Annotated in this window: 18 protein-coding genes and 1 tRNA gene; 11 read left to right on the top strand and 8 right to left on the bottom strand. The window is 43.6% G+C overall.

Features of this window, described 5'->3' with window-relative positions:
* Positions 1-52 precede the first annotated feature (52 nt).
* The 3 genes from recJ to PBT90_RS17080 are packed head-to-tail and all read left to right on the top strand — an operon-like array spanning position 53 to position 4,048.
* Entirely contained in the window at positions 53-1,777 is a 1,725-nt protein-coding gene (recJ, locus tag PBT90_RS17090) for a single-stranded-DNA-specific exonuclease RecJ (RefSeq protein WP_270130299.1), read from the top strand.
* Between the two features lies 1 nt (position 1,778).
* Complete coding sequence (gene lptB / locus PBT90_RS17085) at positions 1,779-2,516, top strand: LPS export ABC transporter ATP-binding protein (protein ID WP_264807713.1); 738 nt, start codon at positions 1,779-1,781, stop codon at positions 2,514-2,516.
* Entirely contained in the window at positions 2,516-4,048 is a 1,533-nt protein-coding gene (locus tag PBT90_RS17080) for a GH3 auxin-responsive promoter family protein (protein ID WP_270130296.1), read from the top strand. Before lptB ends, PBT90_RS17080 begins: the two co-directional genes overlap by 1 nt.
* Before the next feature lie 58 nt (positions 4,049-4,106).
* Here the strand turns inward: PBT90_RS17080 and ccsA are convergent, their stop codons facing one another.
* The 8 genes from ccsA to PBT90_RS17040 all read right to left on the bottom strand — a co-directional run bounded on the left by ccsA (position 4,107) and on the right by PBT90_RS17040 (position 13,005).
* Positions 4,107-6,629 (bottom strand): cytochrome c biogenesis protein CcsA, encoded by a 2,523-nt coding sequence (gene ccsA / locus PBT90_RS17075; RefSeq protein ID WP_270130294.1) that lies wholly within the window; start codon positions 6,627-6,629, stop codon positions 4,107-4,109.
* A gap of 26 nt (positions 6,630-6,655) precedes the next feature.
* Positions 6,656-7,072: a cytochrome c maturation protein CcmE gene (locus tag PBT90_RS17070; RefSeq protein ID WP_264807710.1), complete on the bottom strand. Its 417-nt coding sequence runs from the start codon at positions 7,070-7,072 to the stop codon at positions 6,656-6,658.
* A gap of 12 nt (positions 7,073-7,084) precedes the next feature.
* Positions 7,085-7,327, bottom strand: a complete 243-nt coding sequence (locus PBT90_RS17065) for a CcmD family protein (RefSeq protein WP_264807709.1) — start codon at positions 7,325-7,327, stop codon at positions 7,085-7,087.
* A 3-nt stretch (positions 7,328-7,330) separates the two neighbouring features.
* Complete coding sequence (locus PBT90_RS17060; protein ID WP_264807708.1) at positions 7,331-8,005, bottom strand: cytochrome c biogenesis protein; 675 nt, start codon at positions 8,003-8,005, stop codon at positions 7,331-7,333.
* Between the two features lie 207 nt (positions 8,006-8,212).
* On the bottom strand, positions 8,213-10,144 hold the full coding sequence (locus PBT90_RS17055; RefSeq protein ID WP_264807707.1) for an OmpA family protein: 1,932 nt from the start codon (positions 10,142-10,144) through the stop codon (positions 8,213-8,215).
* Between the two features lie 45 nt (positions 10,145-10,189).
* Positions 10,190-10,678, bottom strand: coding sequence for a hypothetical protein (locus PBT90_RS17050; RefSeq protein WP_264807706.1), 489 nt, complete (start codon positions 10,676-10,678; stop codon positions 10,190-10,192).
* Between the two features lie 77 nt (positions 10,679-10,755).
* On the bottom strand, positions 10,756-11,547 hold the full coding sequence (locus PBT90_RS17045) for a (Fe-S)-binding protein (protein ID WP_264807705.1): 792 nt from the start codon (positions 11,545-11,547) through the stop codon (positions 10,756-10,758).
* A 120-nt stretch (positions 11,548-11,667) separates the two neighbouring features.
* The gene (locus PBT90_RS17040) at positions 11,668-13,005 is read right to left on the bottom strand and encodes a 4Fe-4S dicluster domain-containing protein (protein ID WP_264807704.1); all 1,338 of its coding nucleotides are present in this window, start codon (positions 13,003-13,005) and stop codon (positions 11,668-11,670) included.
* Positions 13,006-13,107: 102 nt separating this feature from the next.
* On the opposite strand from PBT90_RS17040, the gene PBT90_RS17035 reads away from it, so the two are divergent.
* From PBT90_RS17035 to PBT90_RS17000, 8 genes are all read left to right on the top strand, one after another.
* Positions 13,108-13,180, top strand: a tRNA-Phe gene (locus PBT90_RS17035).
* A 277-nt stretch (positions 13,181-13,457) separates the two neighbouring features.
* Positions 13,458-13,949, top strand: a complete 492-nt coding sequence (locus PBT90_RS17030; protein ID WP_264807703.1) for an RNA polymerase sigma factor — start codon at positions 13,458-13,460, stop codon at positions 13,947-13,949.
* Positions 13,946-14,371 carry a hypothetical protein gene (locus PBT90_RS17025; RefSeq protein ID WP_264807702.1) on the top strand — a complete coding sequence of 142 codons (426 nt, stop codon included), beginning with the start codon at positions 13,946-13,948 and terminating at the stop codon, positions 14,369-14,371. Before PBT90_RS17030 ends, PBT90_RS17025 begins: the two co-directional genes overlap by 4 nt.
* A gap of 235 nt (positions 14,372-14,606) precedes the next feature.
* Positions 14,607-15,152, top strand: coding sequence for a DUF4252 domain-containing protein (locus PBT90_RS17020; RefSeq protein ID WP_264807701.1), 546 nt, complete (start codon positions 14,607-14,609; stop codon positions 15,150-15,152).
* 248 nt (positions 15,153-15,400) lie between these two features.
* On the top strand, positions 15,401-15,889 hold the full coding sequence (locus tag PBT90_RS17015; protein WP_264807700.1) for a DUF4252 domain-containing protein: 489 nt from the start codon (positions 15,401-15,403) through the stop codon (positions 15,887-15,889).
* A 584-nt stretch (positions 15,890-16,473) separates the two neighbouring features.
* Entirely contained in the window at positions 16,474-17,037 is a 564-nt protein-coding gene (locus PBT90_RS17010; protein ID WP_264807699.1) for a hypothetical protein, read from the top strand.
* Between the two features lie 203 nt (positions 17,038-17,240).
* A complete protein-coding gene (gene metK / locus PBT90_RS17005) occupies positions 17,241-18,494 on the top strand; it encodes a methionine adenosyltransferase (protein WP_264807698.1) in 1,254 nt (417 codons plus the stop codon).
* Positions 18,495-18,613: 119 nt separating this feature from the next.
* Entirely contained in the window at positions 18,614-19,777 is a 1,164-nt protein-coding gene (locus PBT90_RS17000) for a CynX/NimT family MFS transporter (RefSeq protein ID WP_264807697.1), read from the top strand.
* Positions 19,778-19,819 lie beyond the last annotated feature (42 nt).

Genomic DNA, 19,819 nt, shown 5'->3' with positions numbered 1-19,819 from the left:
AAGCCTTTTTAGAAATTATATCTTAAAATCCCACCATTACTAATATAGCTGAATGGAGTACGTCTGGAAACAAAAGCCTAAAGGCGATCAACTTATTATAGACCAGTTGAGTAAGGCAATCAACGTCAACCCCATCTTGTCCAATATGCTGATCAATCGAGGTGTGGAGAGTTTTAGTGAAGCCAAGAATTACTTCCGCCCGTCTTTGACTCAGCTTCACGATCCTTTTCTGATGAAGGATATGGCTGAAGCGGTGAACCGAATCCAACAAGCCATCGCAAATGAGCAGAAGATCCTAGTCTATGGGGATTATGATGTGGATGGGACTACGGCAGTGGCCTTAATGTTTGGATTTTTAAGGACCTTTTATCCCTTGGTGGATTTTTATATTCCAGACCGCTATAAGGAAGGGTATGGGATTTCTGAAAATGGAGTTCGATTCGCTGCAGACCAAGATTTCAAATTGGTAATAGCGCTGGATTGTGGGATCAAGGCCATAGAAAAGGTGGATTTGGCCAAGCGCCTTGGAGTTGATTTTATTATTTGTGATCATCATACGCCCGGAGAGCAATTGCCAGATGCTGTGGCGGTTTTGGATGCCAAGCGAAAAGATTGTGACTATCCATACAAGGAGCTCAGTGGTGCTGGAGTGGGGTTTAAATTGATCCAGGCTTTGGCCAGTAAAAGGGGAATGGATAACGCTATTCTGGATGCGTATCTGGATTTGGTAGCAGTGAGTATTGCTGCTGATATAGTTCCGATTACAGGCGAAAATAGGATTTTGGCCTATTATGGCCTGGATAGAATCAATAATACACCGTGTCCGGGACTGAAGGCTCTCATGCTCAGTAGCAAGCTGGAAAAAGACATAGGCATATCAGATGTAGTTTTCAAAATCGGCCCGAGAATCAATGCATCTGGGCGATTGGAACATGCCAAGGCTTCTGTGGAATTATTGATATCCACTGATCTGGAAGCTGCCATGGAGCGTGCGAAGGTAGTTGACGAAGTCAATGCCACCAGGAGAAATTTTGATGAGAATATCACTAAGGAAGCTTTTGAGATGATAGCAGCTCAGGAAGAAAGCCTAGACTGGAACTCCACAGTGCTTTTCAAGGATGATTGGCACAAAGGAGTAATCGGAATAGTGGCAAGTCGCTGTATTGAAAAATATTACCGACCTACCATTATTTTGACGGAGTCTAATGGCAAAGCTACCGGTAGTGCCCGATCAGTCGTGGATTTTAATATCTATGAAGCTATAGAGGAATGTGCGGAACTTTTGGACCAATTTGGAGGCCATATGTATGCCGCCGGGCTGACCTTATCGGTGGAAAATGTTCCTGCATTTCAAGAGAAATTTGAGGCCGTGGTGAAGCGAAGGATCAAGGCTATGCACCTGCGTCCGGTGATCGAAGTGGATGATGAATTGCTGCTAGATCAGATTAATTACAAATTTTACAATATATTGAGGCAGATGGCGCCATTCGGGCCTGGAAATCCTGAGCCGGTTTTCCGGATTTCAAATGTTTATGCTGAGGATGTAATTGTGTTAAAGGATAAGCATCTGCGATTTAAAATCGTCCAGGATGGGCAGGTAACTACCCCTGTTTGCTTGGGATTTGGTATGGCAGATCGAGCAAAAGATCCTGATCTGACTACCGTAAATATGCTTCAGGGCAAAATGAGGTTTGATATAGTGGCAGAAATGCGGGAAAACGTCTTTCGTGACAAAAGTAGTCTCCAGCTATATGTGAAGGATATAAAATTTGATTGATATGATGCTTCGTGCGGAACATTTAGTGAAAATATACAAGGGACGCCGTGTGGTAAACGATATCTCCGTAGAGGTGAGCCAAGGCGAAATTGTTGGGCTTTTGGGACCAAATGGTGCAGGGAAAACCACGTCCTTTTATATGATCGTAGGTTTAATTCAGCCCAATGAAGGCCAGATATTTTTGGAGGATGATAATATTACCAGTTTGCCCATGTATAAGAGAGCGCAGGCGGGGATAGGGTATCTGGCCCAAGAAGCATCTGTTTTTCGAAAGCTTTCCGTGGAAGAAAATATCATGGCAGTGCTGGAAATGACCAAAATGCCTAAGCAGCAAAGAAGAGAAAAGGTGGACAGCTTATTAGAAGAGTTTAGTCTTACACATGTCCGTAAAAATCTGGGGATGGTACTTTCCGGAGGAGAAAGAAGAAGAACAGAGATCGCCCGGGCACTAGCGGTAGACCCCAAATTTGTGTTGTTGGATGAGCCATTTGCAGGAGTAGATCCTATTGCGGTGGAGGAAATACAAACCATTGTAGCTAAATTAAAGACAAAGAATATCGGGATTCTGATTACAGATCACAATGTCAATGAAACGCTTTCGATTACTGATAGAGCTTACTTGATGTTTGAGGGGAAACTGCTAAAAGCTGGTACTGCTGAGGAGCTGGCGGCTGATGAGCAAGTCCGCAAAGTCTACCTGGGCAGTAATTTCGAGTTGAAACGCAAAGTTTTTAATTAATGGCAGTGCTTAACTCTTTTATGTCCTGGCTTTTCAAAACCAGAAAGGCGCAGATTGATCACTTTAAAAACAACCCCATAGAAGTTCAAAATTCGATTTTCAAGGATTTGATCGAAGCTGGACTGCGAACTGAGTTTGGCAGAGCGTTTAATTTCAAGAATATCAAATCCTATGCAGACTTTGCTTCTAATGTCCCCGTCCACGACTATGAGTCACTCAAACCATACATCGAGAAGACCATGCGGGGTCAGCAAAATGTGCTTTGGAATACGGATATAGAGTGGTTTTCCAAGTCATCCGGCACTACTTCAAGCCGAAGTAAGTACATACCAGTCACTGAGGAAAGCCTGGAAGAATGTCATTACAAGGGAGGTAAGGACCTGCTTTCCCTTTACCTGATCAATAATCCTGATTCGAATCTCTTTTCCGGCAAAAGTCTTACTATAGGAGGTACATTAGAAAAGAACCCCCTAAATCCAACTGGGAAAACCAGAGCAGGAGACATTTCAGCGGTAATCATGCATAACCTGCCTATCTGGGCACAGCTAGTCCGTACGCCATCTTTGGAGACGGCGCTGATGTCAGAGTGGGAGGAGAAGATCGAAAAAATGGCCCGGGAGACCATGAACGAAAATGTGACCTGTATTGCTGGTGTACCTACTTGGACTATTGTATTGATTCAGAAAATACTTGAAATCAAAAAAGCCAAGAACATTCTGGAAGTTTGGCCAAACTTGGAGGTTTTCTTTCACGGAGCAGTGGCATTTGGTCCTTACCGTAGTTTATTTCAGGAATTGATACCTTCGGATAAAATGCGCTACATGGAGACGTATAATGCCTCCGAAGGATTTTTTGGTATCCAAGATCAGGCAGATTCTGATGAGCTATTGTTGCTGCTGGACTATGGGATTTTTTATGAATTTATCCCCATGGAAGAGTGGGATAGAGCCAGTCCCAAAGTAGTCCCGCTTTCTGAGGTGGAAACGGGTAAGAATTACGCTATAGTGATTTCTACCAATGGAGGGCTCTGGCGATACAAAATAGGTGATACCATCAAATTCACTTCTACACGGCCTTTTCGCTTCCGGATTACTGGAAGGACCAAACATTTTATCAATGCCTTTGGCGAAGAGGTGATTGTAGAAAATGCCGAAAAAGCTATTCAATATGCCGCTGAGCAAACAGATGCGCGCATAGCAAACTTCACCGCTGCCCCGGTTTACTTTGAGTCATCTGGCGGAAAGGGAGCTCATGAATGGATTATTGAGTTTCAAAAGGAGCCATCCGATATGAAAAGGTTTGATCAGCTACTGGATGAAAAGCTCCGGGAAATCAATTCGGATTATGATGCAAAAAGATACAAGGGATTGGCTTTGATGGAGCCTATCATTCACCATGCGCCAGCGGGGCTATTTGAACAGTGGATGCGAAAAAAAGGAAAGCTAGGCGGGCAGCACAAAGTGCCAAGATTGTCCAATTCAAGGGAATATCTGGAGGAGATTTTATCGTTGAATCTACCTTCTGAAGTTTAAGGACTGCGCCTAAAAAAAGCCAGATAAATTAATATCTGGCTTTTTGAGTGAAGATTTATTAAGCCTCCAGGCCTTTGTCCCGCATCTTTTTGAACTCATCAAATCTCCGGTATATTGCGACGGTGAAGCCTAGCAGCATGATGATGGTACCCATCCACAGCACATTGATATATGGCTTTACAATAGCCTTCATCACCACGTAGTCTTTTTGGTACTGATTGACTTTGAATACAAATTTGTTTTCCTCCGGTAAGATATTTTCCAAGCTAACTTTTATCCCTAATTCGTTGTCAATAACAGGTAGTTTACCCACCTGGTTATTACGGATGATAAATGTAGGTTGTAGTGTTTTTTCCACATCATAGTCTAGAATTCTCAGGTTAGCTCTTACAGCCACATCGCCTTCCTGCAAGGTGTAGCCATCCAGTTCTTCCAGAACATCCGCCCCGTCAAAATAGGTCACGTAATCTGCCACATGGAATTGCTCTCCAGGAGCCACTTCGTAAAGTTCGTCTTCCTTCCAGTCAGGATCTTCAGGATCGTTCATAGCCGCTACATAAGTGTAGAGGTCTTTATCTATGAATATTTTGGAATCAGGAGAGGAAATCAACCCTCCCATACCCTCATTGAATTGGGACATGGGACTAAGTGAGAATTTCATCACTTCATTTTGATAGTATTCGATACGGAAGTAATCGTTTTCTTCCAGTACAATATCCACTTCATCGCCTTTTTGGAAGTAATCTTTATACCCTTCCAGTGCGATCATTTTGTTGACTGCATCGGTTTCTTCCAGAATTCTTGCAGGTACATACTCAGGAATACCCACCACCTTCTTTTGGCGGCCTCTGTAGATGACTGTGTAATCTTTCATCTGAATCGGCTTGTTGATCCAAAGCAGCACGTGTTCTTTGTTCAGTTCATCCTCCCAACTGTTGCTGTAGGTAAGACCGGACATGTTGATGGAAATCACATCTGAATAGCCAGAACTGAACATGACGCCGATCAGCACCATCCCCAGGCCAATATGTGCCAAAGAGCCTCCTGCTAGCTTGAAAGTGGACTTCTTTAGGATTCTGATCAGAATCACAGCGTTTGCAGTGATTGTAAATGTGCCGGCCAGTACTACTATGATATACTTCCAATCGTAGACTTTGGCCAGTACAATCACCGCAGCTGATAGCAATACAGAAATGATATAAGGGGTTAAAAGCGCTTCTTTCAAGGCTTTTTTATCCATTTTCTGCCACCAGAAAAATTGACCCACGGCGGTGAGTAAAGCGATCACCACTGCAAACCATAACTGGAATTTAGTGTAGAATTCGATCTGGTCAGCCGGAGGAGCCATATTGGATATGCCTCCGAAGCCTTCTACTAAAGCATTCCAGGCCGGGATGGAGGTAGGCAGTATGACCTGGAATGCCATTAGACCTAAGGTGGTAGCACCTATGAAAATCCAAAATTCTCGCGAGTAAACAGAGGCTTCCTTTTCAGAGCTTGGGATGTGCCTCCAGGCTCTTACTGCTAGAATTATAGCTACTACGAGGAAGAAAAGCATATAAATCAATAACTGCCCAGAAAGCCCCAGGTCAGTAAAAGAGTGTACTGAGGAATCGCCCAAAACTCCTGAGCGAACCAAGAAGGTAGCGTAAAGGACCAGGATAAATGTGGAGATCACCAGGACTATAGAAGTCTTGAGCGCGGTAGCACTTTTCTTAAAGGTGATCATGGTATGAATGGAGGCCACCAGTACTAGCCAGGGAACATAAACGGCATTCTCTACTGGGTCCCAGTTCCAGTATCCCCCAAAGTTCAAAGTGACATAAGCCCAATAGGCGCCCATAATAATACCCATCCCCAAGATCATGGCAGAGAAAATTGCCCATGGCAAAGCCGGACGAATCCACTCGCTGTATTTTCTGGTGACCAATCCTCCCATTAAAAATGCAAATGGGACTAGTGTGGATGCGTAGCCCAGGAATAGGGTAGGCGGGTGGATGACCATCCAGATATTCTGCAAGAGCGGATTTAATCCAGTGCCATCTTCAGGTATAAAATCCGGATTCATCTGGAAAATCGGCGCTTGTGTGGCATCTCTGAGTAAGATGAAAGGTGTACTACCTATTTTCAAATCACCGATGACTACTCCTAATATCATGGAAACCAGGAAAGCCTGCACCAAAGCAAAGACAATCATCACCGGTGCTTCCCAAAATTTATTCGTGGCGATCAGGATGGAACCCAGCACTACATTCCAGAAAATCCACAGGATAAAAGCGCCTTCTTGACCTTCCCAAAAACTGGAAATCATATAATGCACCGGCAGGGCCTTAGAGCTATGCGAGTAGGCATAGAAATACTCAAAACGGTGATTGTAGATGATTTCGAAAAGCGAAACAGCTATCAGCACACTGGATATAGCATGCAAGGAAAAACTGATTCTACTGAATCTTCTCCAATTCGCCTTCTCTAGTTCGGGTGCCTTGAAATATTGGTAATATGCGTAAGCGGTAATCAGCGCGGTGACAAAGGCCACTATGGTCATTAAATGGCCGAAATTACCGATAAAGGTATTGATCATGGATTGTTTATTCTAGCTTCACTTTCTCACATTCCTGCCGCCTGCACGTCAGTTTCCTGGTATTTGGAAGGGCATTTCATCAGGATTTTGTCAGCGATGAAGATTTCATCATTCTTATATGACCCTATGACTACCACTGACTCTGATCGTGTGAAGTCTGCCGGTACTGGCTCATTGTAAAATACCTCCTGCTCGGTACCTTCATTGTCCACCAAAACAAACGTAAAGGAAACCTTATCTTCCCTGACATTCAGTCCGGTCACTTCTCCATTGGCATCTTTTTTCAATTGCCCCACGACGTGAATAGCATTCTCATTCCCTTCTTGCTTTAGTTCTTTGGCGGTACTGAAGCTTTCGTAGCTACTGGCATCGCCTATGGATGTCATGATAATCACTATCGCAATAGCGATGATTCCCAGACCTAATAGATGTCCTTTTTTCATGAGAATTGCTGTTTAGGAATGAATGTTTTTTTCTAACCTACTGATTTTTCTATCTGTACTGATCAAATAGAAGGTCACGCCTGCAAATATGATCAGAATCACCCCGACCAGCACATAGATCTTTCCATCTGCACGCATCACATCTGCCATCTCCACAGCGTTATTGGAGTAATCTGATTCGGTTACCGCGATTTTTTCTTGTGCCAAAGCAGAAAGACTGAAAATCAACAAGGCTATTGTTACTAATTTTTTCATGGATCAGGGATTAATCATTCGGTCTTCTAGAGTTCTCTCCACCCTACGCATTCTCACACGTACGGTTGCGATCCAACTACCGAAAAGCGTCCAACCTATGATGGCTGGATAGAATACCATTCGAAGTTTGGAGTCCAGGTCATAGGCGTTAAAGCCAGGATTACCACCATTTCCAGGGTGCAGGCTGTCGGTAAGTCTAGGGAGAACAAAGATCAAAGGGATGAAAGCAGCGAAGGCAAATATGTTATAAATCGCGCCTATTCTGCCTCTTTGCTGAGCATCAGTAAGTGAATTTCGGAGGATTAAGTAGGCAAAATACATCAAGATGCCGATTGCAGCCGCATTTTGTTTGGGGTCTCCACTCCAATAATCCCCCCAGGTAAATTTGGCCCATAGCATACCGGTCACTATTCCCAGAACGCCAAATAGGATCGCAGAATTGGTGTATTCTAATGCTAGATCGTCGTATTGTAAATTGTTTGTTCTGAGGTATTTGATGCTGTAATATACCGCCACAACCAGCATGAGAATCATTCCAAACCACATGGTGACATGGAAATGTAATGCACGGATAGTTTCATTCAGAATTGGAAGCCGGGGCGCGTCCATCAGTAAGCCTGCTATTAATGTGTACAGCAGCAGGACTATAGCCAAGATTTTCCACCAAGATTGGCGCATAGGGGTATTTTTGCTAATTCAAGCGCAAAAATAACTCATAAGTTCCTGAAAACTGTGCTTTTTCTGATAAAAGGCTGGGATCATGGAAATATAAAACAGCTTAGTTTATGATCTGCTTGCACCGGTCAAAACACCTGATTTCAGGTACTTAGAATTGCCTTTGCCGAAAGCCTGCTTTTTGGTCATTTATGTGGAAACTAACTGGTTTTATTGTTGGATTTCTATCACTTTGAACTCAGTCCTTCGGTTGGTTTGATGTTCTTCTTCGGTCTGGGCATTTTCAATAATCAGCTGGCTTTCTCCATATCCTTTGGCTACCAGTCGGTCAGCATCTATGCCCTGCGAAACGATATAGTCCACTGCTGATTGCGCTCTCCTTTGCGAGAGATCCTGATTATAGTCATCCGAAGACCTGTCATCAGTATGTGAACTCAGCTCGATTCTAATGGCAGGATTGTCTTTGAGTATTTGAACTAATTTATCCAATTCCACTGCCGCATCAGGTCGGATATCAGCCTTATCTAGATCGTAATAGATGTTTTCCAAGACAATAGATCTATCCAGTACCAACTGATCCAAGACGATGGTGGTGTCTAATGTAATGTTAGTGACCTCTTGTATCAATGTGGCCGGGTCCGGAGTTTTTCCCACGGTGGAATAGGGGATAGACTTGGAGAAATATCCTGTTTTCGAAGCGATGATGGTAAAGTCTGCATTTGGAGTCAAAGTGAATCTAACTCTCCCGTTTGAATTGGAGAAATCTCCTCCGGCCTGCTTGCTCAAGCTATCATAAAGGACTACTCTGGCTTGCTCTAGCACCGCATCCGGTTCCCCTGCCACACGCTGTTTGGTGTAGACGTTCAAGAGTACATTGACGATTTTTGGCTTAGGGGTTTTGTCTTCAAAATAATAAATATCATCATCTCCTACGCCGCCCTCTCGGTTTGAGGAGATAAAGCCAGCTTTAGGATATTCGGTAAAGAAAATAGCAAAATCATCATTTTGGCTATTGAAGTTTTCACCTAAGTTTTTGATGACTTGTTCTCCGGACTCATTTGGCTCTGCCACAAAGAGGTCTAGCTTCCCAAATCCCGGGTGTCCATCAGAGGAGAAAAAGAACTTCCCGTCAACCGTAGGCCTAGGGAATAGCTCATTGCCTGGTGTGTTCACTGTAGGACCCAGGTTTACCGGATTTCCAAAATCCCCATTGGCCAAGCGGGTAGCTTTATACAAATCTATACCTCCAAATCCTCCGGGTCGGTTGGAGGCAAAATAAAGTTCTGATCCATCCGGGCTGAAAGCAGGTGTGGAGTTCCACCAGAATTCATCCTCATTTACTGGCATCCAGATCGGCTGTGTAAAACCAGCACCACGGAAATAGGAGACAAATAAGGCGGTCTCCGGAAGATCTTTTGGGGAGGTGGAGTTTCCTCTGGCATAAATGATGGTGTTCCCATCTGGGCTGATCGCGATAGCAGCCTGATTAAGGCCTTCTTCGTTTTGAAACTCTGGCAAAGCTTGTGCGGCAGTAGCATCTACGTTGACACCATCTGCTCTGGCCCTAAATAATTTGGTGTATGGGGAGCCGTCAGCGGGATAGAGTCCGCTGGCCTGACGACCAGAAGTAAAGTAAAGGAAACCTTCACTGGCAACTGGCGCATAATCCGGTCCTGCGGTATTCAGGTCTTTATAATTGATCAATTCGTGGTAAGGCCAGTAGTCCTCAATGCCTTGGGATAGCTTAATGGCTTCGATTTGACGCTGTGTTTCGGCTAAGTATTCTTCGTTTTGTGTGTATTCTTTGGCACTTTCAAAAGCCTCTTTCGCTTCTTCTGGCTTGTTTTGAGCTTTTAGGCTTAACCCAAGTCTGTAATAACTTTCAAAAGTCGGGGACTCCTCGATTAGTTTCTGGTAGTAAGGCGCTGCTTCTTCGATTCGGTTAGAAAGTCTATAGCTCTCGGCTATGATTTGGTTTGCCTCCTGATTATCAGGTTCATCAGCTAATATCTGGGAGAAGGTGTTGATCGCGTATTGGTACTGACCGGATAGATACTGGTCATTGCCTTTCTCCTGAAGGCTTTTACATGAGCTTACTCCTACTAGGAGCAAAAGGCAAATCCACAAAAAATGGTTTTTCATCTGAAAGGGCTATTCGATTGATGATCTATTCTGAATATTACTAAATTAATTTGGAAAGTATCTGCTTAGCCAGCTTTTCCCTGCTGAAATCCAGACAGATTCCAAGTCTTTTTTGGTTTGAACCTGCGGATTGATCACTAGTGTATCCTTGTCGATTTCTCCTGAAAGTACTTTTTCTTTGACTCTCAAAGCAGGAACTACGAGCAATTCCCCTGAGTTGGATTTGAAGGTGACTTTCCCTCGATCAGTCAAATTGGTGGAAAGTTGCTCTTCCAGCTGGCTTAGCGTACGCACCGAACTATCGATGGAGCATCCGCTGGCCCCTAGTCCGGTTTCATCCACTGCCAGTACGATCACTTGCTGGTCTATAATTTCAAAGGAGGTCGGCATACGGTTTCCATGCGTATTCCAACCTTCACAGAATTTGGTTAAAGTGGAAGAGATCAGTTCAATCTCCTGATTGGAGAATTTACGGGTGGCTTGATATACCCAGACCCTTGAATCTTCCGGTAAGTTTTTAAAATCAACGTACATATTATAATTTTCTTATAGGCAAAGAAAAACCCTTTCTACCTAACGGCAAAAAGGGTTGAATTGATTCAAAGAGAGGCTCAAATTCCCATGTCTTTAGCAATCATTTCTGCCAGGTCATAGACTTTAACCTGCTCTTCTTTCTCTTTGTTTTTGACCCCGTCTGTCATCATGGTGAGGCAAAACGGACAGCCTACCGCTATGGCATTGGCACCGGTGGCCAAAGCTTCCTCGGTTCGCTCTACGTTGATGTCTTTATGGCCAGGTTCTGGTTCCTTAAACATCTGAGCGCCTCCGGCACCGCAGCAAAGCCCCTTGGTGCGGCAGCGCTTCATCTCTACCAGCTCCACGTCCAGTGCTTTGATCACTTCTCTTGGCGCTTCATAGACGTCGTTTGCACGTCCCAAATAGCAAGAATCATGAAAAGTGATTTTTTTGCCTTTGAATTCACCTCCGCCTTGGAGCGCTACTTTTCCTTCATTGATCAGTTGCTGCAGAAACTGGGAGTGGTGAATCACCTCGTAACTTCCGCCTAGTGCCGGGTATTCATTTTTGATGGTATTGAAGCAATGTGGGCAAGCTGTGACTACTTTTTTTACCGCATAGCCATTCATCACCTGGATATTGGCGACTGCCTGCATTTGAAAGAGGAATTCATTTCCTGCTCTTCTTGCCGGGTCTCCTGTACAGGCTTCTTCAGGTCCCAAAACTGCAAAACTTACTCCTACCTTATTTAATATTTTGACAAATGCTTGTGTGACAGCTTTGTATCTATCGTCAAAAGATCCGGCGCAGCCTACCCAGAATAGTATTTCAGGGCTTTCTCCTTTGCCGGCCATATCGGCCATGGTAGGGACTTTATATGTAGACATGATTTTGATTTACGATTTATGATATTGGATTTACGAGGGCAACTTCACAGTTTTACCTATTCTCGCTAATTCCAGCTCTTCTGGTTACTAAATTTTTTCAATTTTCAAATCTTCTAAATTTTAATCTGGAATCTCCTGCTCTTTTACTCTTTCTGCCCAGTTGAATCTGTCCTGCGGGCTGAATTTCCATGGAGCAAAGCTGGTTTCCATGTTTTGGAACATGGCATTCCACTGAGCAGGGGTGCCGGATTCTTCCATGGCAACGTACCTCCTCATCTGTAGAATTATCGATAGCGGATCTATATTGACCGGACAAGCTTCTACACAGGCATTGCAACTGGTGCAGGCATTCAGTTCTTCTTTGCTGATGTAGTCTCCCAGTAGCGATTTGCCGTCTTCTAGTCCTTTTCCTCCGGTGTCCAGGCTCTTTCCTGCTTCTTCTGCCCGGTCACGTACATCCATCATGATTTTTCTTGGCGAAAGCTTTTTGCCGGTGAGGTTTGCAGGGCATTCAGCGGTGCACCTGCCGCATTCTGTACAGGAGTAGGCATTCATGACATTGATCCAACTCAGGTCATTGATGTCTTTGGCCCCAAATCTTCCGATCTCTGCTGGGGGATCGGCAGGAGCTTCTGCAGGAACACCAAGCATCATATTGACTTCATTGGTCACTTCAGGCATATTTGGCATTTCTCCTTTTGGCTTTAAGTTGGAATACCAGGTATTGGGAAAGGCCAGGAAGATATGCAGGTGCTTGGAATATGTGACATATACTGCAAAAGCCAAAATCCCGATAATGTGGAACCACCAAGCAATCCGTTCTACTGCAATCAAAAATTCGGAACTGAAGTTGTCGAAAATCGGGCTGAATAAAGAACTGAATAAAAGTGTGCCTACAGGGATATAATGCCCCACTCCACGCGATGCAAGGATTTGATCTGCGGCATTCATTTTCAGAATGGCAAACATCAGAACGATTTCGATCAGTAAAATCACATTGGCATCCAAGGCCGGCCAGCCTTTCATTTCAGGCTTGGTGAAGCGTGGTACTTTGAGGATATTTCTTCTGATCAGGAATACCACGCAAGCAAGAATGACCAGTACGGCCAGAAACTCAAAGATATTCATGGCCAGGGTATAGACAGAGCCTAAGAATGGAGCAAATATACGGTGGGTGCCCGCCAGTCCGTCTATCACAAACTCCAGCACTTCTAAGTTGATCACTATAAATCCCACGTAAACCATGAGGTGTAAAATAGCCGGCAGCATTCGCTTGAACATTTTCTTTTGGCCGAAAGCCACTAGCGCCATGGTTTGCCAGCGTTTTTCGGGTTGATCATTTCGGACTTCGGCTTTGCCCAGCAGGATGTTTCTGCGGAGGAATTTGACCCTTTTCACCAAAATGAAAGAGGCAATGCCCAAAATGACTAAAAAAGCGAGTTGAGGTAAAAAGCTCATATTGATGAGATTAGAATTTTATTTAGTATTTCTCTCGTATTTTTTTCTGAAATGATTTGCTTCAAATATTCAAATATCTACCTTTGCATCACTTTACAAAACGGTGATGTAGCTCAGTTGGTAGAGCATCGGACTGAAAATCCGTGAGTCGGTGGTTCGAATCCACTCATCACCACAAGCCTCGAATTTATTCGGGGCTTTTTTTATGCGCTTTTTTGTGTTGGGCAGGTTCATTTTTTTTGAGTTTGAAGAGTAGGCAAATTAGCAAATAGTCTGCATGCCTACTATTTATCCGTTCAATTTAGAATCAATTTACACTTTATATACTGGATATTAGGGAGATAAAAATTGCTTTGCCCATGGGGCTCATGGCCATACTCTTGAGGTAAAGTTTTTTAGAAAAAAATCCTGGATACTGTAACATTCCCGATTTCCATGCATCACTATACAAAATGAAGTCATTTTTTGAAGCACATATCTGGCCGAACCGTGGTCGACTCTACCGATTAGTTTATCTCTGGGTGAGAGATCGGTCCCTGGCGGAGGATATGCTTCAAAATGTCTTTGAGAAATCTTATGCAAGAGAAGAGGAACTGAGTCGCCATCCCAATTTGTCTGGCTGGCTGGTGAAAAGTCTGAAAAATGAGGTGCTGATGCATTTTCGGCAGACTAAAAAACTGGAGGCATTGGATGGCTTAGAAGAGTTGCCTGTGGAGGAGTCTGGAGCTGCTGAGGTGAGTGAAGCTGCGGGCAAGGTGATGAGGCTGGTCAAATCCCTGCCTTTGCGGCAGCAGGAAATCTTTCAGCTGCGGGAAGTGGAGGGATTGAGCTATGAGGAAATAGCCGGGCACTTAGAGGTGAGCATGGAGCAGGTAAAGGTGAATCTGCATAGGGCAAGAAAAAGCATTCGAGAGCGGATGATCAACCAAAATATAAGCAAATGAGTCAGCGAATAGAAGAATTACTAGAGAAGTATTGGCAGGCGGAGAGTACTCAGGCGGAGGAGGCAGAGCTGAAGAGCCTGCTGAAAAGCGCTCCAGGCTATGCAGCCGAGAAAGCGCTGTTTGTAGGTCTGGAAGAATTAGCTGATGAGGAACCTGCAGTTCAAATGCCTGTGAAGGTGGTGCCGCTGAAATCCCGCTCATGGCTAAACTGGGCAGCTTCGGTGGCTATTTTGGTCACAGCACTCTGGGGCTGGAGGAACTATGAACAGCACCAAGAAGAGCAGGCTTACCAGGAAGTGATGCAAGCTTTCGCGGTGATCCAGAACAATCTCAATAAAGGTCAGCAGGAGATGGAGGCTATGAATGAATTCAAATACCTAAACACTACTAATAATCTGTTTGGTGACCCTATGATGAAATAAACTATGAAATCGAGCAGGATTAAAAAGTCACACACTGGGATGATAATAATGCATGCGGGATTCCATCCCGTTTCCTTCGTCACGGGACAGGTTGTGGCCTTTAAAAGACAAATTATAATCATATGAAATCAAGCATGACCCGAAGCGACACACAGAGGGATGATTATAATTCATGCGAAGATTCCATCCCGAGGTATCGGGACAGGTATTGACCTTAAAAAAAAATTATAAACACATGAAAAAGATACTGATAATCCCCTTTTTAATGTTTGCGATTGTGCTTCAGGCCCAGGCTCAAGATGATGCGATCCAACGTTTTTTTTCTAAGTACATGGATGACGACAGGTTTTCCCGAGTGTACATTAGCCCGAAGATGATGCAAATGGCAGGTGGCTTTCTAAAGAGCAATGCCGATTCGGATCAGGATTCCAAGGATTTGGGCGAACTGATCCAAAAGGTGAAGGGCATACGCATACTCTCTTCTGATGAGGTGGATGGACAGACCTTTTATAAGGAGGCGATGGGCACGCTCAGCAGAAACCAGTATGAAGATCTCATGGATGTGCAGGATAAAGGATCCAGTCTGAAATTCATGGTACGGGAGGAAGGAGGCTTAGTGAGAGAGTTGATGATGATCTCAGGTGATTCGAAAGAATTTACGCTACTCTCTATGCTGGGGAGTTTTACTTATGAAGATCTGAATATGCTGGCTGAGCACACAGATATCCCCGGGATGGATAATTATGGGAAAGGAAGTAAGGGAGCAAAAGGGAATAAATAACTATGATTATCCGCAATGATGCAAGTCGCTTTAGATCCTTCGCTTATCTGGTCAGAAGACCGATACTACAACTACGCTCAGTACAAGTGACCGAAGACCTGCCTTTGCCGGTAGGCAGGCCGATGTGGCTTCAATTCTAAAGTTCAACATATGCTAAATTGCTTTAGCCTCCTTCCTGGCAGAAAAGCGGATATACATGTAAATAAAAAACCTACTCAATATTAATATAGAATCTAAACCATTTTAAAATGAAAAAGCTGATTTTAACTTTTGCACTATTAGGTGCAGTCTGGTCTGTACAAGCACAGAGTAAAAGCGTCAAAGCCTTATATGAAAAATACAAAGGTGAGGACGATTTCTTCCACATGGAGCTGGGAGGTAACTTCATGAATTTTGCCGAAGGGTTTAAAATTGACATTGATGAGAATGACATGGCCACTGTGGCAAAGTCTATAGACAAGCTTAATTTTTTCAATCTGCCGGATCAGTCAGATGTGAACCGCAGAGAGTCCAAGTCTTTGCAAAAGGGGCTGGAGCGTGAGCGATACGAATTGTTGATGGAAGCTTCAGAAGGAAAAAGCGGGAGCGTGATGGTGTATTCCAAAGGAGGAAAAAAGATTTCTGACTTGGTGGTGCTGGTTGGCGGTGATGATGGGGACTTGATGGTCGTGGAATTACTTGGGACTTTTGACCAGGAAATGGTGGCAAAAGCTGCCAATTATAAGGGGAGAAACTAGCAATTACTTGAAGTTTGGAAATTTGCAGGATTGCAGAATCTGCAAAATTTCCAGTGAGTGGGTTGAAACTTTATATTTCAGCCCACTTTTTTTGTCATAAATCAAATTTCAGGGTGTGTGGTTGGGTATGCTCCCCTGTGTTTCTTGCCAAAATGCTGATAATTGGCTGTATAACGGCTTGTAAAAAGAAGGCTGAAAAACTTTTTTAAAATTTTTTTTCACAAAATTTCCATTGGATAAAAGCCTGATTCAAAATCAATGGTACGACACAAATTCTGGTTTTTAATTTTTTTCAAATGAAAATTCTGTAAAAGTGCCAAATATCCAAATTCCAGAGCCTTCGCTATCGATTGCGGAAGTATTTTATTAAATACGTAAAAAATCAATGGTTTTGTTAACGAATCATTAACAATAATCTTTTTTCATTGAAACATTTGCAATTACGTTTCCGTGTAGTACCTTTGAATCATAATAACAAACCGATCGGTAATCAAACGGACCAAGTAGCCCAAATTACCCCCAGAGACTGAACAGCCGTCCAGCGGTTATTTAAAATTTAGAACCTATTCAAACCAATTATTAAAATGAAAAAATTATTCACATTGCTTTTTGTTGCGGGGATCGCAGCAGGAGCGTTTGCAACTGAAAACATTGCTGTCCAAATCAGACAGATTGAGCCAACTAAGGTGGCTGTGGCTTTCAATGAAGCGCCACAGGGAACTGTAATAGTGAAAATCACTGACACTGAAGATCGTGTGATCATGAGAGACAGAATCAATAAAGAAGAGGCTTTTGCTAAAAAATATGACTTGAAAGCTCTTCCTGAAGGAACTTATTCTGTAGAAGTGATCGATCAGTCTGGTGTTTTGAGAACTGCCACTTTCGATACTTTCGTAGCTGAAGCTCCAGCGGTTTACACTAGAGTGACTCCTATGGGAGATAATCAGTACAGATTGCTAGTAAGCAACCTTCAGGCAAAAGATATCGAAGTTTTGATTTATGACGGAAACCAATTGATCCACACTGAAAAGGTGGACAATCCTCAAGGTCTACACAAAATCTACACAATCGACAGAGCCAATGCCGACGGAATCAACTTCAGAGTAAAGACTGGAACTGGTTTTGAGAGCTTTGTGACCATGCTATAAGCAGTTCAAACCTATTAAAACAGCACCGTTCAGTTTTCTGGACGGTGTTTTTTTATGCCCAAAAATCCATTTGTTTCAGGACTGAAGGCTCCCATTTAACAGCTGTCCATTCAAAGCCTCACCGCCCTTGGAATAAATTTTTTATTTCAGTCAGTTCACGTATTTTTGGGCTTTCTTTAAAAATCGTATTCCAAAATATATTTATGGCATATTTATTCACCTCAGAGTCAGTTTCTGAGGGACACCCAGATAAAATCGCAGATCAAATTTCAGACGCATTGATAGATAATTTTTTGGCGTTTGATCCCAAATCGAAAGTAGCTTGTGAAACTTTGGTAACTACTGGCCAGGTAGTCTTGGCAGGTGAGGTGAACTCGGACATCTATCTGGATGTGCAGAAGATCGCCCGTGATGTGATCAATCGCATAGGTTATACCAAAAGTGATTACATGTTTGAAGGGAACTCATGCGGGGTGCTTTCGGCCATACATGAGCAATCTGCGGATATCAATCAGGGTGTGGATAGACAAAGCCCCGAAGAACAGGGAGCAGGGGATCAGGGAATGATGTTTGGCTATGCCACCAATGAAACGGAGAATTACATGCCGTTGGCCTTGGATATTTCTCACAGAATTCTTCGTGAACTGGCTGCCTTGAGAAGAGAAAACAAAGAAATTACATATCTAAGACCTGACTCTAAAGCGCAGGTAACCATAGAATACAGTGACGATAATGTACCTCAGCGAATCGAGGCTATTGTTGTTTCTACGCAGCACGATGACTTTGATGAGGAAAGTGCTATGCTTGCCAAGATTAAATCTGACATCATTTCTATTTTGATTCCAAGAGTGACTGCTCAGCTCAAACCAGAACTGCAAAAGCTCTTTACCTCAGATATCAAATACCATATCAATCCTACCGGGAAGTTTGTCATCGGTGGACCACATGGAGATGCAGGACTTACCGGTAGAAAAATCATCGTGGATACCTATGGTGGAAAAGGAGCACATGGTGGGGGAGCTTTCTCCGGAAAGGATCCTTCCAAAGTGGACCGATCTGCCGCTTATGCTACTAGACACATTGCCAAAAACATGGTGGCAGCAGGAATTGCAGATGAGGTATTGGTCCAGGTTTCCTATGCCATCGGAGTAGCTGCTCCTATGGGAATATATGTCAACACTTATGGCACGTCCAAAGTAGGCTTGAGTGATGGGGCAATCGCCAAGAAAATCGAAGCAATTTTTGACATGAGACCATACGCAATCGAGCAAAGGCTGAAGTTGAGAAATCCTATCTATGAAGAAACCGCTGCTTATGGACATATGGGAAGAGAAAACAAGGTAGTCACCAAAACTTTCCATTCCCCGTATCGTGAGTCTGTGACCCATGAGGTAGAACTTTTCACTTGGGAAAAACTAGATTATGTGGATCAACTCAAAGCCAGCTTTGGTTTATAAAATGGGAAGCCTTCTGAAACCTCGGAAGGCTTTTCTTTTTGAGGCAATTTTTCAGTCTAATTAGTCGCTGCATGCTTATCTTGGCTCATTGAGTAAATGCATATTTTCGCTACACTTTTATGAATAGGGCTTCATCCTCCTTTGTGTTAATGGCCGGGATTATTCTGGTTTCCATCAATCTTCGGACTTCCATAGCGTCAGTTGGGCCATTGATTCCCTTTATCAGGGAGGACCTAGGCTTGTCCAATGGCCTGGCAGGATTCCTCACTACACTTCCTCTTTTGACATTTGCTACCTTCTCTCTATTTGCACCGGGGATAGGGAAGCGCTTGGGGATGGGTAGAGCTGTATTTCTGGGACTGGTGATTTTATTTACAGGAGTTGTAATCCGTGTATTAGGTGGTATAGAGCTAATGATTCTGGGTACCGCTTTGACGGGAATTGGGATCGTAATCGCCAATGTGCTTCTGATTCCACTGATCAAGGTGAGGCTGCCAGAGAAATTGGGATTGATGACTGCACTATTGGCTACTATGATGTCATTATTTGCTGCCATAGCGGTAGGCTTAAGCGTTCCCTTGGCAGTTGATTGGGAGCTAGGCTGGAGGGGATCTTTGGCGTCTTGGTCAGCATTTATGGTGTTGGCGATGCTCTTTTGGATCCCGCAGTTACAGCGGCCCAAGGCTAGTTTGCATGAAGTAACAGGAAAAGCAAAGAATGTATGGAAATCCAAGTTGGCCTGGCAGGTGACTGTTTTTATGGGAGCCCAATCTGTGATGTACTTTACGATGATTACCTGGTTGCCTGATATGTTGATTTCAAGGGGATGGAGCCCTGCACAAGCCGGAATAGTGGCCTCTTTGATGCAGTTCGTTTCTCTTTTGGGATCCTACTTTGCTCCCAATTTTCTGATCAAAATGAAGGAACAGACTGCTGTGATCAAATGGGTGGGAGTGGCTTATGTATTGGGATATTTAGCCTTATTTATTCAGCATGAACTGCTCACTTATGCAGCTTTGGCATTAGTGGGATTTTGTATGGGTGCGAGTTTGAGTATCGCTTATACCCTCATATCGCTACGAACGGCAGAAGACCAGACTACCGCAAAACTTTCGGCCATGGTGCAGTCTTCAGGCTATTACTTGGCAGCCCTAGGTCCTTTGTTATTTGGGGTTTCATTGGATTTATTTGACAATTGGAATGTCCTGATTTATTTCCTTTTATTTTTTGCTTTGGTATTTACATACTTTGGGATGGCAGCCGGGCGAGACCGTAAAATCTAATCCCAAATTTTATTTCGCTCTTGCTGGAATAGGGTGTAATTT

Source organism: Algoriphagus sp. TR-M9, assembly GCF_027594545.1.
Lineage (GTDB): Bacteria > Bacteroidota > Bacteroidia > Cytophagales > Cyclobacteriaceae > Algoriphagus > Algoriphagus halophytocola.
Note: the sequence above shows the minus strand (reverse complement) of the source record. Positions and strands in the feature narration are given on the sequence as shown.